The sequence below is a fragment of the Catenuloplanes niger genome, from assembly GCF_031458255.1.
Taxonomy (GTDB): Bacteria; Actinomycetota; Actinomycetes; order Mycobacteriales; family Micromonosporaceae; genus Catenuloplanes; species Catenuloplanes niger.
In genome coordinates, this window is sequence record NZ_JAVDYC010000001.1 from 3,071,750 (window position 1) to 3,084,858 (window position 13,109).

The following is a 13,109-nucleotide window of genomic DNA, read 5'->3' on the forward strand; positions in this document are numbered from 1 at the left end:
ATCGACGGTGAGCTACCAGGGCACCTCACCGGACTCGCCGATGAACCGGCCGGTGGAGTCGCCCAGGGCGGCGCGGACCACGATCGCGGCGCCGTCCGCGGCGGTGCGGGTGCCGGTCCGGTGGTTGAGGTCGGTGGCGCAGAGGCCCGGGTCGACGGAGACGACCGTGACCGGGGTGTCGCGCAGATCGGCGGCGTAGGCGAGGGTCACGCCGTTCAGCGCGGCCTTGGCAGAACTGTAGGACATCACCGGGATCCCGGCGTCCGGCGCGGCCAGCAGCGTCAGCGAGCCGAGACCACTGGAGACGTTCACGATGCGGCCGCCCGCGGATCGGCGCAGCAGCGGCAGGAACGCGCGCGTCACCGTGACCACGCCGAACACGTTCACCTCGTACGAGGTCCGCAGATCCGCGGCCGTCAGGTCCGCCGGACGGCCCCAGCCGGTCAGCACGCCCGCATTGTTGACCAATACGTCCAGGCGGCCGAACTCGTCGGTGACCCGTGTCACGGCCGCGGCCACCGACGCGGCGTCGGTGACGTCCAGCCGCACCGGCACCGCCCCGATCTCCCCGGACGCCGCCGCGCCGCGGGCCTCGTCCCGCGCGCCGAGCAGCACCGTCAGTCCGGCGGCGGCCAGGCCGCGCGCCGTCTCGAACCCGATTCCCTTGTTCGCCCCGGTCACCAGGGCGATCCGCACGTCATCCATGCCGAGCAGCCTGGAACGTCCACGGCCGTGGGATAAGAGGACCGGTGAGTCCCTGGTTCGCCGCGACCACGACCGGCACGATGAACGACATGGACCGTCGCACCCTCGCCGACTTCCTGCGCGCCCGGCGCGCGGCCGTCCGGCCGGACCACCCCGGGCCGCGCCGGCGGACACCCGGCCTGCGCCGGGAGGAGGTCGCCCAGCGCGCCGGCATGTCCGCCGACTACTACACGCGGCTGGAACAGGCGCGCGGGCCACGGCCGTCCCGGCAGGTGCTGACCGCGCTCGCCCGCGCGCTACGGCTGACCCGCAGCGAGCGCGTGCACCTGTTCGCACTGGTCGACCTGGCGGCAGACACGCCGGACGGGCCGCCCCAGGACGTACCCACCGGGATAGTGCAGTTGATCGACCGTCTCGACGACACGCCCGCGTTCGTGATCGACGCCGTGCACACCCTGCTGGCCTGGAACCGGATGGCGGTCGCGCTGCTGTGCGACCCACTGATCTGGCCGCCCGACGACCGGAACCTGATCTGGCAGCTGTTCGGCAACCCGGTCACCGACCACGACGACCCGCAGGTCGACGCGCACGCCCGTCAGTGCCTCGCCGACCTGCGACGGGCCGCCGCCCGGTACCCGGACAGCCCCGCGGTGACCGGCCTGATCGCCCGGCTGCGCGGCACCGGCGACGGGTTCGTGCGGCGGTGGGACGGCTACCCGGTCGACCCGCCGCGCGTCACGTCCACCAAGCGGATCCCGCACCCGGTCGTCGGCGACCTCGACCTCGACTGCCAGACCCTCGATCTCACCGACCGTGACCAGCGGCTCATCCTCTACACCGCGGTACCGGGCAGCACCTCGCACCGGGCGCTGCGGCGGCTCAGCGCGTCCTGTGCCGCACCGCGTCGATGACGTCCGGGCGCAGCAGGTGGCCGAAGCCGGCCCGGTCGGGCCGGGACACCTCGTCCGGGCGGTCGGTGCCGAGCGTGTCGGCGCGTCGTGGGTGTCAGCGCGCGGCCTCGATCGCCGCCCTGAAGTCCGGGGCGGCCCCGATCTGGGCGAGCAGCACGTTCGCCGCGTTGTAGCAGTTGAACTTCACGACTTTCCCGGCGCGGAGATACCAGAGATCCGCGGCCGGTACGTCGATCCGGTTACCGGTCGGGCGGATGTCGCCGATCGGGGTCGGGAATGCGCCGAGATGCGTTCCCTGAATGCGAAGTTCGACGGCCACGACATCACCGAGCACGTGCACGTCGAGCAGCTCACGATGAATGTCGGGGAAAACGCTCGCCAGGCCCGCCAGCGCCTGGGGAATCTGCTCGCCGCGGAAGGTCTGCGCATTCGGCACGTCGTTGAACGTCCCGTCCTCGGCGAACAGGGCGCGGAACCCGTCTCCGTCGAGGACGTCCCCCTCCGCCAGCCGGTACGCCTCACGAACGACCTCTTCGCTGCTTCTCACTTCTGCTCTCCTCGGTGCTCGGTGTCGCTCCGGCACCACGCTAACAAGTTTTTGACGAAACGGTCAATAACGTAGGCTTGCTCACATGGCCCGGCCCCGCAAGTTCGTCGAGAGTGATGTCGTCAGCAGCGCCAGTGAGGTGTTCGCGGTGCACGGTCTTGCCGCCGCGACACTGGACGACCTGGTGCGGGCGACCGGCCTGGGGAAGCAGAGCCTGTACAACGCGTTCGGCGGGAAGCGGGAATTGTTTCTGCGGGCGCTGTCCGAGGACCGGGAGGAGGCGGCGCGCGCCGTCTCGGAAGCACTCGGGCACGACGACGCGTCGCCCCTGGAACGCATTCGCGGTCACCTGCTCTCGATGGCGATCGAGTTCAGCGGCAGCGATCGCCGGGTCTCGCTCACCACCCGCGCGCTGGTCGAATCGACCGGCGAGGAGGATCCACTGTCGACGGCCACGAAGGCCGGCATCGAGCAGCTCGCCGGGGTCTACGCCCAGTGCCTGGAACACGCGCGGGCGAACGGGGATCTCCCCGACGACGCGAACGTGCAGTCGCTGGCGGTCTACTTCGTCGCCGTCACCCGCGGGATGGAGTTGCTCGGCCGCGCCGGCGTCGGCCGCGGCGTCCTCACCGCGGTCGCACTCGACGCGTTCCGCGTGCTCAACGGCCGGCGGACGGAAGAGCCCGGCGACCGCCCGCCCGCACCGGAATGACCACCGACGCCGGCCACCGCCACGCGGTGCCGGTCGTCACGCACAGCGCGATCCCGGAGCCCGGCGCCGCGACGGTCGGCACCCGATCGACGTGGATGTCCGGCGGCCACCTCGTCCGGCAATCGCCTCTCGCGCCGGAGGGCCTCGCGCCCGGCCGGATGGATCGTGCACTGTGGCCGGTCAGTCCGTGGGGCGGTCCGTGCGGTAGACGTAATGGCGCCGGTCGTCGGCCGGGTTGTCCGGGTCGATCTCGCCGTGGGCGACGCGGGTCAGGCCCGCCCTCTCCAGTGCCCGCCACGACGGGGCGTTGTCGGCGTGCACCGCCACGATCACGCACTCGGCGTCCCGGTGGTCGGCCCACAGGTGGGCGAGCGCCGAGCGGATCATGCGGGTGCCGAGCCCTCGCCCGACGTGTGCCGCGTCGCCGATCAGGTAGTCGATCGTCATCGCCCGGGGCGGCACCGCGGTGAGCGGCGTCAGCTCGTCGAGGTACTCGGGGTAGTCGTGCAGGAACGAGCGTTGCAGCAACCCGATCGGGGTGCCGTCGACGAACGCCAGCAGGTCCTCGTTCGGTTCCGCGCCGCGCGCGGACGGCCCGAAGTCGCGCTCGACGGCCGCCGCGGACGTCTCGTGATGCCACCAGCGGGCCACGTGCGGCTCCGCCAGCCAGCGCGCCAGCAGCGGGAAGTCGTCCGGGGTGACGTGCCGCCAGGTCATCATGTGGCTGACGGTAACACCGTCCTCGTACCGTCAGCATAGGCTTTATCGCGTGGATGACGTGGAGCTGCCGCTGCTGGGCACCGAACCGCTGGTCGTGGAGTTCGCCAACACGCGGTACGGCGACCGGGACCTCCTCGGCACGGCCGAACTGGCCGGGCTGTGGTTCACCGCGGCCGGGGCGCCACCGGCACGGGACACCGCGGCGGCCAGGGCGCTGCGCGACAGCGTCCACACGCTGTTCACGGCGACGGTCACCGGCGCGACGCCATCCGCGACCGCGATCACGCACGTCAACGAGGTCGCCGCCGGGGCGCCGACGTCCCCGCGGCTGGTCCGGCTCTCCACCGGGGCGCTCGGCGCGGGCGGCCGGCGGGGCGGCGCCACCGGTGATGCCGCGCTGCTCGGCGGCCTGGCCACCGCCTGCGTCGAACTGCTCACCGGCGATCAGGCCGGTTCGCTGTGCCGCTGCGCGGGCCCGGACTGCGGCCTGTTCTTCGTGCGGCACCATCCGCGCCGGCGCTACTGCCACGAGTCCTGCGGCCACCGCGACCGCCAGCAGCGGTACTACCGTAGACGCGCGGCGGATCGGCACTGACCACGGCGTTCTCCGGCGGGCCGGCGCCACGCCTCAGGCGGGCCGGTGACGGGTGCGCCGGCGGAGGACGGTGTCGGCGATGGGCAGTCCGAGGTGGATCGCGGCGCGGAAGAGCACCGGGTTGCTCAGGCGGCGTTGCCAGTGGAGGGCGGGGCGCGCCTCGTCGACGGCCGCGGGGGCGTAGGTGAGCAGGCGCGGCTGGTAGGCGCCCGGATCGCCGGTGGCCAGGTCGCGGGCGAGGTGGGTGGCGTCGAGGATGGCGGTGCTGGCACCGGCGCCGGCGGTCGGGGGCATCGGGTGCACGGCGTCGCCGAGCAGCGTGACCGGGCCCGGCGGCCAGGGTTGCAGCGCGGCGGGGAAGTGGAACGGGAACGCGGCGACACTGCCCGGCTCGGCGCCGTCGACCAGCGCGTGGAAGTGGGGGGTCCAGCGGGCGGTCAGCCGGTGCGCCAGCGCGGTGAGGTCGGAACCGGTGGCGGCCAGCGGCGCGGCCACGGACCAGACCACGTACGGGTCCTCCGCGGCCGGGTCGTCGCCGGGCCGGTCGTGCAGGGCGAGGAACGCACCCACGCCACCCGGGCCGATCATGAAGGCGAGCCCGTGCCGGAGGTCGGGCGGGATGCGCTGCGGCAGCGGCGAGCGGCCGGCGATGCCGATGACGCCGGAGCGGACCGCGGTGGAGCGGCCCACCCACTGGCGGGCGATCCGCGAGCCGGCGCCGTCCGCGGCGACCAGCAGGCCGACCTCGTCGCCGGTGGACAGGGTGACGGAGGAGCCGGAGACGGTGTAGCCGGTCACCGGCGTACCCCAGCGGATCCTCGTTTCCAGGCCGCGGGCCAGGACGGTCCGCAGCGGGCGGCGGCCGATCAGCAGGATCTCGCCGTCGTGCGTGATCGGGATGCGCAGCCGGGCGCGGCCGCGGTGGTCGAGCACGGTGAACCGGCGGAACGAGGAGGCACCCGCACCGCAGGCGCGCAACGCGTGCAGGGACGTGGCCGGGAGCGTCGCGGCGAGCGCGGCGAACGCCTCCTCGGTCAGGTGCAGCCGGTATCCGTCGGTGTCGGACGGTCCGGCGTCGCGGTCGAACACGACGCAGTCGATGCCGCGGCGCGTCAGCGCGTGTGCCAGCGTCAGGCCGCCGATCCCGGCGCCGACGATGCCCACTCGTTGTCTCATCCCCTCAGGATGCGGCGTGCCCGGGCAAGATCGGGGGGCGCTCAGCCGAGGAACGCCGCGACGTCGGCCGCGATCTCGTCGGGGTACTCGCCGTTGATCGCGTGGGACGCCGCCGGATAGACCTTGACCGTGGCGGCCGGGAGCAGCCGTCGGGCGGTGTCCGCGGCCGCGGCCGAGTCGTGCATGCGGGACGCGCCGGCCATCAGCAGCAGCACCGGCGCGGTGACGCCGCGCAGCGCGTCGTCGGACGGGCGGACCGGGGCGGACAGCTTGACCGTGTAGGTCTGCAGCCCCGCCTCGATCATGCGGGCGACCGGCTCGTCCTCGACCGGCGCGTCGTTCGCGGTCCAGCCGGCGAAGCTGTCGCGCCAGGAGCGCGGTGCCCAGCGGAACGCGACCGGGATCGAGCGCAGCACCACGTCGAACGACAGGTCGCCGAAGACCAGGATCGGGTCGAGCAGGACGACGCCGGCGATCTTCTCCGGGTGGTGGACGGCGAGGTTCATCGCGGTCCAGCCGCCGAACGACAGCCCGAACAGGTGAATCCGCGGTTCGGGCAGCGCGAGCAGCACCTCGTGCAGCCACCGGGCGTGGTCGGCCGGGGTGGCGACCGGGCGCTGCTGCACGCTCATGCCCGGCTCGCCGAGCAGGTCGAGGGTGTAGACACCGCGCTGCCGGAGAAGCGACGGCAGGTTGTCGGCCCAGACCGGCGAGGCGGACGCGCGGCCGGGCAGGAGCAGCAGCGGCGCCGCGGCCGGGTCGGCGCCGCCGGCGAAGTGGTAGACGCGGACCACGCCGTACCCGGTGCGGACGTCGACGGTCCGGTCCGGGGCCGGCATGCGGGCCATCGCCGCGCGATAGGCGCCGGTGAACCGGTCGGCCGCCGCGGCGGAGGTGAAGTAGCCGACCGGGGACGGGTCCCGCAGCGCGTAGGCGACCACGGCCGCGATCACCGTGACCCCGACGGCCGTGGCGACGAGCACCTTCTTAACCATGAGGTCAGATTACTGACCGCATGGTAGAAAATTCAACCGCTGAGTCAGATCGGGTACGGTGAGCGCGTGCCATCCACGAATGCCAGCAAGCCGCTCACCCTCACCGAGCAGGCACGACGCGCACAGCTGATCGGTGTCGCCATCGAGACGGTGGCCGCGCACGGCTACGGCGGGACGTCGCTCGCCCGGATCGCCGAGGCGGCCGGCATCTCCAAGGCCGCGGTCCTCTACCACTTCCCGTCCAAGGACGCGGTGCTCCGGGCCGCCTACGCCTCGGTGCTGGAGTCGCTGGTCGCGCACGTCGGCGCCGCGGTCGAGCCGCACACCGGCGCGGCCGCGGTCGAGGCCTACATCCGCGCGCTGGTCGGCTACACGCGCCTGCACCCGGACCACACCCGCATGATCATCGAGTCGCTGGTCGCGGAGGTGGACCCACCCGGCGGCCCGGGCCGGCACGAGACCGTGGCCGGGCTGGTCACCGCCGCCGTGGCCGCGGGCGACTACCCGGCCGGCACCGACGTGCGGACCACCGCCGTGATCGTCAACGGCGCCGTCGACGCGATCGTCTCGGCCGGCCTCGCCGACCCGGCGTTCGACACGGCGCGCGCGGCGGAGCAGCTGATCACGATGTTGCGGTGAGTGCGGTCAGGCCCTCGCCGGCCCGGCCGGCCGCGACGAGCGCCTCGACCCGCGCCAGCACCGCCGCGAGACCACCGTCCCCGAGCCGCCCGCCGGCCCGCGTCCCGGCGAGCCGGCGCAGCACGGCCAGATGTTCCGCCAGAGTCGCCGGGCCGGGCGGATACGTGCCGTCGCGCATCTCCCCAACCGTCGCCGGCACGCCACCGGCCACGTGACCGAGCTGCACACCGGCCGCCGCGACGAACTCGCCGAGGTCGCCACCCGCCGCCCGTACCGTGTCGAGCGCTCTGAGCAGGCCCAGCTGGGCGTCGTACCAGAGGCCGAACAGCGCGAGATCCCAGACCGCGGCCGCGTCCGGCGCCTCCCCCACGAACCGCGCGGTGCCGAGCAGACCGAGCGTCGCCGCGTGCGCGTCGAAGACGGCCCGGGACCCGGCGTAGAGGAACGTGGCGGCCGGCGTGCCGATCGCGCCCGGTGCGGCCTGCACGCCCGCGTCGAGATACGCCGCGCCGAGGTCGGCGGCCCGCGCGGCGGCGGCCCGCGCCTCCGCCGGTGTGCCGGTGCAGAGCGCCACGACGGTCCGCCCGGACAGGCTCTCGCCCAGCCCGTCCAGGCACTCCCGCACCGCCGGATAGCCGGTGAGCGCGAGCAGGACCGGGTCCCCGCCCGCCGCGCGCAGCGTGCCCGCCCGCCGGGCACCGGCCGCCACCAGCGGGGACGCGCGATCCGGCGTGCGGTTCCAGACCACCACGTCCTGTCCGGCGCCGAGCAGCGCCCGGGCCGCCGCGGCGCCGATCGCGCCCGTACCGATCACCGAGACCACCATGCCGGTCAGCCTCCGACATCAACCCGGCTTCAGGTCAAGGGGTGCAGTTCCACGTCGCGCAGCGCACCGGCGTCGATCACCGCGGTCAGGTACGTACGGAACGGCTGCCGGCGCCGGTCCGTCGGGCTGCCCGGGTTGAGCAGCCGCAGCCCACCCGGCGCGGTCGTGTCCCACGGGATGTGCGAGTGCCCGAAGACCAGCACGTCGGTGTCCGGATACGCGGCCGCGCAGCGCGCCTCGCGCCCCTTGGCGTCCCCGGTCTCGTGCACCACCGCGAGCCGCACGCCGTCCAGCTCCGCCCGCGCGACCTCGGGCAGCCGGGCCCGCAGCGCCGGGCCGTCGTTGTTGCCGTAGCAGGCGATCAGCCGCCGCGACCGCCGCTCCACCGCGTCCAGCAGCGGCACGTCCACCCAGTCCCCCGCGTGCACGACCACGTCCGCGGCGCCGACCGCGTCCCACACCTCACCCGGCAGATCCTTGGCCCGCTTCGGCACGTGCGTGTCCGCCAACAGCACCAGACGCATACCGGCCAGACTAGTTTGCGGCCCGTTCCACCGGGCATCCCTGCCACATGGTGCTGCAGAGACTGCTGGAACGCGTCGAGAAGGCCGGGGAACTGGACCGGGCGAGTGACCCGCTGCAGCGCGGCGTCCAGGCGACGCTGCCGCGACGGCTCAAGGACCTGCTGCACGGCGTCGGGCTCGGGCACCCGCTGCACCCGGTCGTCGTGCAACTGCCGGTCGGTGCCTGGATGAGCACGGCCGTGCTGGACGCGTTGCCCGGCACCGAACGCGCCGCGACGATCCTGGTCGGCGTGGGCACGGCCGCCGCGCTGCCGGCCGTCGCGTCCGGCGCCACCGACTGGTCCGCGCAGTCCCGCGAGCAGCGCCGCGTCGGCCTGGTGCACGCGGCCGCGAACTCGATCGCGCTCGGCCTCTACGCGAGCTCGCTCGCCGCCCGGCTGGCCGGCAACCACCGGTTCGGCCGCACGCTCGCCTACACCGGGCTGGCCGCGGCCGGGCTCGGCGCGTACGTCGGCGGGCACCTCAGCTTCCGGCAGGGCGCCGCGGTCAACCAGGCCGAGCCGTACCTGCGGCAGATCGACGACGGCTGGCACGACGTCTACGGGTGGGACGAACTCGTCGAGAACCGGCCCGAGGTCGCCCGGATCGGTGAGGTTCCGGTGCTGGTCACCAAGGTCGGCGACCAGGTCACCGTGATGATGGAGCGCTGCGCCCACCAGACCGGCCCGCTCGGCGACGGCGAGATCACCGAGATCGGCGGCGCCGCGTGCGTGGTCTGCCCGTGGCACGGCAGCACGTTCCGCCTCGCCGACGGCGCCGTGGTCCGCGGCCCGTCCGCCAACGATCAGCCGCTGCTGCGCAGCCGGGTGGTCGAGGGCCGCGTCCAGGCGGCGCTGCCGTAACGGACCACCATTTTCCCGCTTCCGGCGTGGTCGCGTCGGGCGTGCTCCCGCGGGCACCGGTCGTCGCCGGGGCTCCTCCCTGCACGTCGCGTGGTGGCTTGCGACAAACCACGCGGCCCGTCACCGGGGCTCCGCCCGGCACGTCGCGTGGCGGCCTGCGACAAACCAGGCGGCACGTCGCGTGTCGACCCGCGGCCAACCGGGCGGCACGTCGCCGGGCGTTACGGCCCGGGCCGGTAGTCGGAGACCGCGTAGCAGCGGCCCGCGTCGATCGCCATCGCGTCCGGCTCGAACCCGAACGCGACCGGGTGCCCGTCCGCCGGGTCCCACTCGCGTCGCTCGTCCCCGCTCGCCTGGCGCATCCACACGTCCAGCTCGCCCAGCGTCGGCACGGGAACGTCCGCGTGCGCGGTCGCCACGTCGTTCAGCCCGGACGCGGACACCACGCGCCCGCCCTCGACCCGCACCGCGTAGCGCGCGTCGACGAAACCCCGCGTGCACCCGGTGGTCAGCACGAACCGGTAGCTCTCCGGCTCCGCCCACCGCGGCGCCGCCGCGGAGGACCCGCCCCCGCTCGCCGGCACCCGTGCCGCCCCACCCTCGTCCGCACACCCCGCCGCCAGCAGAAGCAGCAGCACCGTCCCCGGCCACCAACGCGTCACCGTCACCCGCATGAGCATGCCCTGCCAACGATTCCGGCGGCCGCCCGCCCGGCCTACGCCGCAGGATCACCCGGCCGGGCGGGCGGCGACTCGTGCCGCTGCCCGCCGCGGCATCCGGCGCCGCCCGGCGGCGTCCTCGACCACGAACACGTGCACGACGTCCGCCGCGGCGCCCTGGCCCGGGTGTCGGCCGACGGCCGTGGAAGGTGGTCAGCCGGGCAGGTCGGCGAGGGAGGCGGGACGAAGGGTGTCGGCGATGGTCGTGGTGGCGAGCGGGCGGCGGTAGGCGCCGGCGCTGACCCGGGCCAGCATGGCCTGGCGGGCGGCCTGCTCGCGGAAGAGCGGGTCCTCGACCTGGAAGCCGTGGACGCGGACCGCGGTCGGGTCGACGTCACCGGGCCGGGCCGGGCCGGTCAGCACGAAGCCGAAGAAGGCGCGCAGCGCCGCCTCGCCGAGGGCGGCCGGGTCGGCGGCCGGGCCGAGCTCGAAGCTGTACGGGTCGCCGATGTCCTCCAGCACCCGGGTGCCGGACAGGCTCAGCGACCGCACCAGCGCGCCGTGCTCCCACACGCCGTACGCGAACCGGCCGGCCGCGGCGTCCATGGTGTGCAGCGTGATCCGGCGGTCCGCGCCGGCGCGGAGCACGTTGGCGGGGAGCCGGGACGGCCGGTCGAGCGCGAACCGGCGGTCGCAGAGCAGGATCGCGCCGCGCAGCGCGGTCGCGAACGTGACGTCGTCCGGCGGGCAGAGCCGGTCGGCCAGGGTGCCGTCGCCGACGCGGGTCACGTGGCGCTCGGGCAGCAGGCCGCGGACCGTCTCCTCGGCGTCGTCCACCGGACGGGGTGCGCCACGCAGTGCCGTGCGCAGATCCGCGTCCCCGACAGTCAGCAGCGCCGTCTTTACGCCCATCATGTTCTCCCTGCTCAGCGCCGTTCTGGTGCCGGATCATGATGCACTGGGAAAGCCGGTCCGGCCTGTCGGCGATCTGTCAGTGCACCCTTGTAGTCCGGTGGCGCGTCGCTCAGACTGCTTCGGAACCACGGAAACGCACGCAGATTCGACAGTTAGTGAGTGGCGAGTGAGCAGTGATCCGAGTCAGCGTGGCGGGATGCAGTCGAACTCCGGTGCGGCCTTCATCCGGCGCTTCCTCAAGAACCCTGCCCAGGTGGGTGCGATCGCCGCGACGTCGCCGGCGGTGAGCCGCCGGCTGGCCGAGCCGATCCCGGCGACCGGTGACCCGCTCGTGGTCGAGCTCGGGCCGGGCAACGGCGCGGTCACCGAGTGGATCCTCCGGCGGCTCGACGGCCGCGGGCACCTGATGGCGATCGAGATCGACCCGGTCTTCGCGGAGATGCTCCAGCGGAACTACCCGACGCTGGACGTGGCCGTCGCGGACGCCGGCGACCTGGCGAAGCTGCTGGCCGACCGCGGCCTCGGCACGGTCGACGCGGTGGTCTCCGCGCTGCCGTGGACCACGTTCTCGGACGAGCAGACCCGGCGGATACTCCGCGCGCTCGCCGCGTCGATGAGCCCGGACGGCGTGTTCACCACGATCACGTACACGACCGCGCGGATGATGCCGCCGTGGCGCCGAGTGCTGGCCGCGCTGAACGACACGTTCGAGTCGGTCGCGCCGAGCCGGGCGATCTGGGCGAACGTGCCGCCGGCGTTCGTCTACGAGGCCCGGCGTCCGCGCCCCCAGGCCTGACCAGGCGCGACGCCGGTGTTGTAGCACATCCGGCACCGGCGTCGCGTATTTATTCACTCTTTCGACTGGCCTTTGAGCGGACTCTGAGGCAGCGTTGCGGGATGCAGTCGAGCACCGCCCCCGGGGCCTTTGTCCAACGCTTCCTCCGCAACCCGGCCCGGGTCGGCACACCGGCGGCCACGTCCGCCGCGGTCAGCCGCCAGATGGCCGCACCGATACCCGAGCACGGCGACCCGCTGGTGGTCGAGCTCGGTGCCGGGACCGGCGCCGTCACCGAATGGATCCAGCACCGGCTCGGCGGCCGGGGCCACCACCTCGCGATCGAGATAGACCCGGTCTTCGCCGGCCTGCTCCGTGACCGGTACCCGACGGTCGACGTGGCCGAGTCCGACGCGGGCCGGCTCCCCGCGCTGCTGGCCGAGCGCGGTCTCGGCCAGGCCGACGTGGTCGTCAGCGCGCTGCCGTGGACGCTCTTCTCCGACGAGCAGGCGCGCGGCATCCTCACCGCGGTCGCCGCCTCGATGGCCCCGCACGGCGCGTTCACCACGATCACGCTCAGCATGGGCAGCCGCATGCCGGGCGCCCGCCGGTTCCGGGACGCGCTCGGCGCCACGTTCGAGGAGGTCACCCAGAGCCGCACGTTCTGGCGCAACCCCCCGCCGGCCTTCGTCTACGAGGCCCACCGCCCCCGGCAGCGCGGCGCCGCACCGCACAGCTGACCCACCACACCACCGAACCGCCGCCGAGGGTACGTCCGCCACGTGCCCCGGCACGGTTCTGCGCGACCGACGACGGACGTGGCAGGGAGGCCGGCCACGGCCGACCGGTCTCCGGCGGGAGCGGCGGCACGCGCCCACCGGCGAACCGGGACCGTCAGGTCCTGATCGACCGGATCCCGGATCTCCGCCGGTGCGGTGCGGAGGCGTCAGATCCCGAAGGGCGCGGCGTAGCGGACCGTTCCCGCCGGCAGCGGCCGTGCCGGGTCGAGCGTGAGCGCCATCGCGGCCTCGTCGGGGACCTCGATCGGCAGGCGGATGCCGGCCTCCGACGCCCGGCGGAAGCCGAACCGCGGGTAGTAGGTGTGGTGGCCGAGCACGACCACGAACGCCTCGCCCGTCGCGCGCGCCGCGTCCAGCGCCGCCCGGATCGCGGCGGACCCGGCGCCGGTGCGCTGGTGGGCGGGCGCGACGGAGCAGGGCGCCAGGCACAGCGCCGGCACGTCGCCGATGTGGCAGCGGGTCAGCAGCGCATGCCCGGCCACCGTGCCGTCCGGCAGCGTGGCCACGATCGACAGACCGTCGATCCACGCCGGGTCCCGGCGCAGCGCGTCGACCAGGTCGGCCTCGGCGGGCGTGTCGAACGCGGCGGCCGTGACGGCCCGGACCGCCGCGATGTCGGTGGGCGTCTCGGGCCGGGTCGTCCAGTCGGTCATGCCGGAATTCTCCTCCGCGGGTCAATTCCGTTCCGGTCGTTCACACCGCCGCGCC

The 13,109-nt window shown here is 74.2% G+C and carries 17 protein-coding genes; 7 read left to right on the forward strand and 10 right to left on the reverse strand.

Annotation, left to right across the window (positions count from 1 at the left end; translation table 11 throughout):
* Window positions 1-12: 12 nt before the first annotated feature.
* Window positions 13-705, reverse strand: coding sequence for an SDR family NAD(P)-dependent oxidoreductase (locus tag J2S44_RS13255; protein ID WP_310412758.1), 693 nt, complete (start codon window positions 703-705; stop codon window positions 13-15).
* A 44-nt stretch (window positions 706-749) separates the two neighbouring features.
* Here J2S44_RS13255 and J2S44_RS13260 point away from each other — a divergent pair, with 44 nt between their 5' ends.
* A complete protein-coding gene (locus J2S44_RS13260) occupies window positions 750-1,616 on the forward strand; it encodes a helix-turn-helix transcriptional regulator (protein ID WP_310412761.1) in 867 nt (288 codons plus the stop codon).
* A 94-nt stretch (window positions 1,617-1,710) separates the two neighbouring features.
* Here J2S44_RS13260 and J2S44_RS13265 read toward each other — a convergent pair whose 3' ends face one another.
* Window positions 1,711-2,163 (reverse strand): ester cyclase, encoded by a 453-nt coding sequence (locus J2S44_RS13265; protein ID WP_310412764.1) that lies wholly within the window; start codon window positions 2,161-2,163, stop codon window positions 1,711-1,713.
* An 85-nt stretch (window positions 2,164-2,248) separates the two neighbouring features.
* Between J2S44_RS13265 and J2S44_RS13270 the strand changes: the two genes are divergently transcribed.
* A complete protein-coding gene (locus tag J2S44_RS13270; RefSeq protein WP_310412768.1) occupies window positions 2,249-2,875 on the forward strand; it encodes a TetR/AcrR family transcriptional regulator in 627 nt (208 codons plus the stop codon).
* 180 nt (window positions 2,876-3,055) lie between these two features.
* Here the strand turns inward: J2S44_RS13270 and J2S44_RS13275 are convergent, their stop codons facing one another.
* Window positions 3,056-3,595, reverse strand: coding sequence for a GNAT family N-acetyltransferase (locus tag J2S44_RS13275; RefSeq protein WP_310412771.1), 540 nt, complete (start codon window positions 3,593-3,595; stop codon window positions 3,056-3,058).
* Between the two features lie 49 nt (window positions 3,596-3,644).
* On the opposite strand from J2S44_RS13275, the gene J2S44_RS13280 reads away from it, so the two are divergent.
* The gene (locus J2S44_RS13280) at window positions 3,645-4,190 is read left to right on the forward strand and encodes a CGNR zinc finger domain-containing protein (RefSeq protein WP_310412774.1); all 546 of its coding nucleotides are present in this window, start codon (window positions 3,645-3,647) and stop codon (window positions 4,188-4,190) included.
* Window positions 4,191-4,223: 33 nt separating this feature from the next.
* Here J2S44_RS13280 and J2S44_RS13285 read toward each other — a convergent pair whose 3' ends face one another.
* The gene (locus J2S44_RS13285; RefSeq protein WP_310412776.1) at window positions 4,224-5,366 is read right to left on the reverse strand and encodes an FAD-dependent oxidoreductase; all 1,143 of its coding nucleotides are present in this window, start codon (window positions 5,364-5,366) and stop codon (window positions 4,224-4,226) included.
* A gap of 41 nt (window positions 5,367-5,407) precedes the next feature.
* Window positions 5,408-6,361: an alpha/beta fold hydrolase gene (locus J2S44_RS13290; protein WP_310412779.1), complete on the reverse strand. Its 954-nt coding sequence runs from the start codon at window positions 6,359-6,361 to the stop codon at window positions 5,408-5,410.
* Window positions 6,362-6,427: 66 nt separating this feature from the next.
* Between J2S44_RS13290 and J2S44_RS13295 the strand changes: the two genes are divergently transcribed.
* Window positions 6,428-7,000 carry a TetR/AcrR family transcriptional regulator gene (locus J2S44_RS13295; protein ID WP_310412782.1) on the forward strand — a complete coding sequence of 191 codons (573 nt, stop codon included), beginning with the start codon at window positions 6,428-6,430 and terminating at the stop codon, window positions 6,998-7,000.
* On the opposite strand, the gene J2S44_RS13300 is transcribed toward J2S44_RS13295, so the two are convergent.
* Both J2S44_RS13300 and J2S44_RS13305 read right to left on the reverse strand, forming a co-directional pair.
* A complete protein-coding gene (locus J2S44_RS13300; RefSeq protein WP_310412785.1) occupies window positions 6,984-7,826 on the reverse strand; it encodes an NAD(P)-binding domain-containing protein in 843 nt (280 codons plus the stop codon). The two genes, J2S44_RS13295 and J2S44_RS13300, sit on opposite strands and share 17 nt — an antisense overlap.
* 29 nt (window positions 7,827-7,855) lie before the next feature.
* Window positions 7,856-8,350 carry a metallophosphoesterase family protein gene (locus tag J2S44_RS13305; protein ID WP_310412787.1) on the reverse strand — a complete coding sequence of 165 codons (495 nt, stop codon included), beginning with the start codon at window positions 8,348-8,350 and terminating at the stop codon, window positions 7,856-7,858.
* A gap of 47 nt (window positions 8,351-8,397) precedes the next feature.
* Between J2S44_RS13305 and J2S44_RS13310 the strand changes: the two genes are divergently transcribed.
* A complete protein-coding gene (locus J2S44_RS13310; protein ID WP_310412790.1) occupies window positions 8,398-9,252 on the forward strand; it encodes a Rieske (2Fe-2S) protein in 855 nt (284 codons plus the stop codon).
* A gap of 221 nt (window positions 9,253-9,473) precedes the next feature.
* On the opposite strand, the gene J2S44_RS13315 is transcribed toward J2S44_RS13310, so the two are convergent.
* Together J2S44_RS13315 and J2S44_RS13320 are read right to left on the reverse strand one after the other, a co-directional pair.
* Window positions 9,474-9,920 carry a hypothetical protein gene (locus J2S44_RS13315; RefSeq protein ID WP_310412793.1) on the reverse strand — a complete coding sequence of 149 codons (447 nt, stop codon included), beginning with the start codon at window positions 9,918-9,920 and terminating at the stop codon, window positions 9,474-9,476.
* 204 nt (window positions 9,921-10,124) lie between these two features.
* Window positions 10,125-10,823, reverse strand: a complete 699-nt coding sequence (locus J2S44_RS13320; protein WP_310412796.1) for a DUF6928 family protein — start codon at window positions 10,821-10,823, stop codon at window positions 10,125-10,127.
* Between the two features lie 199 nt (window positions 10,824-11,022).
* On the opposite strand from J2S44_RS13320, the gene J2S44_RS13325 reads away from it, so the two are divergent.
* Both J2S44_RS13325 and J2S44_RS13330 read left to right on the forward strand, forming a co-directional pair.
* Window positions 11,023-11,622 (forward strand): class I SAM-dependent methyltransferase, encoded by a 600-nt coding sequence (locus J2S44_RS13325; RefSeq protein WP_310412798.1) that lies wholly within the window; start codon window positions 11,023-11,025, stop codon window positions 11,620-11,622.
* A 101-nt stretch (window positions 11,623-11,723) separates the two neighbouring features.
* Window positions 11,724-12,341 (forward strand): class I SAM-dependent methyltransferase, encoded by a 618-nt coding sequence (locus tag J2S44_RS13330; RefSeq protein ID WP_310412802.1) that lies wholly within the window; start codon window positions 11,724-11,726, stop codon window positions 12,339-12,341.
* A 206-nt stretch (window positions 12,342-12,547) separates the two neighbouring features.
* Here the strand turns inward: J2S44_RS13330 and J2S44_RS13335 are convergent, their stop codons facing one another.
* A complete protein-coding gene (locus J2S44_RS13335; protein WP_310412804.1) occupies window positions 12,548-13,054 on the reverse strand; it encodes a GNAT family N-acetyltransferase in 507 nt (168 codons plus the stop codon).
* Window positions 13,055-13,109 lie beyond the last annotated feature (55 nt).

What these genes read in the sequence shown, in the direction of transcription:
- J2S44_RS13255 (WP_310412758.1), bottom strand. Translation starts at nt 705, where the DNA reads ATGGATGACGTGCGGATCGCCCTGGTGACCGGGGCGAACAAGGGAATC.
- J2S44_RS13270 (WP_310412768.1), top strand. Translation starts at nt 2,249, where the DNA reads ATGGCCCGGCCCCGCAAGTTCGTCGAGAGTGATGTCGTCAGCAGCGCC.
- J2S44_RS13275 (WP_310412771.1), bottom strand. Translation starts at nt 3,595, where the DNA reads ATGATGACCTGGCGGCACGTCACCCCGGACGACTTCCCGCTGCTGGCG.
- J2S44_RS13285 (WP_310412776.1), bottom strand. Translation starts at nt 5,366, where the DNA reads ATGAGACAACGAGTGGGCATCGTCGGCGCCGGGATCGGCGGCCTGACG.
- J2S44_RS13290 (WP_310412779.1), bottom strand. Translation starts at nt 6,361, where the DNA reads ATGGTTAAGAAGGTGCTCGTCGCCACGGCCGTCGGGGTCACGGTGATC.
- J2S44_RS13300 (WP_310412785.1), bottom strand. Translation starts at nt 7,826, where the DNA reads ATGGTGGTCTCGGTGATCGGTACGGGCGCGATCGGCGCCGCGGCGGCC.
- J2S44_RS13305 (WP_310412787.1), bottom strand. Translation starts at nt 8,350, where the DNA reads ATGCGTCTGGTGCTGTTGGCGGACACGCACGTGCCGAAGCGGGCCAAG.
- J2S44_RS13310 (WP_310412790.1), top strand. Translation starts at nt 8,398, where the DNA reads ATGGTGCTGCAGAGACTGCTGGAACGCGTCGAGAAGGCCGGGGAACTG.
- J2S44_RS13320 (WP_310412796.1), bottom strand. Translation starts at nt 10,823, where the DNA reads ATGGGCGTAAAGACGGCGCTGCTGACTGTCGGGGACGCGGATCTGCGC.
- J2S44_RS13325 (WP_310412798.1), top strand. Translation starts at nt 11,023, where the DNA reads ATGCAGTCGAACTCCGGTGCGGCCTTCATCCGGCGCTTCCTCAAGAAC.
- J2S44_RS13330 (WP_310412802.1), top strand. Translation starts at nt 11,724, where the DNA reads ATGCAGTCGAGCACCGCCCCCGGGGCCTTTGTCCAACGCTTCCTCCGC.
- J2S44_RS13335 (WP_310412804.1), bottom strand. Translation starts at nt 13,054, where the DNA reads ATGACCGACTGGACGACCCGGCCCGAGACGCCCACCGACATCGCGGCG.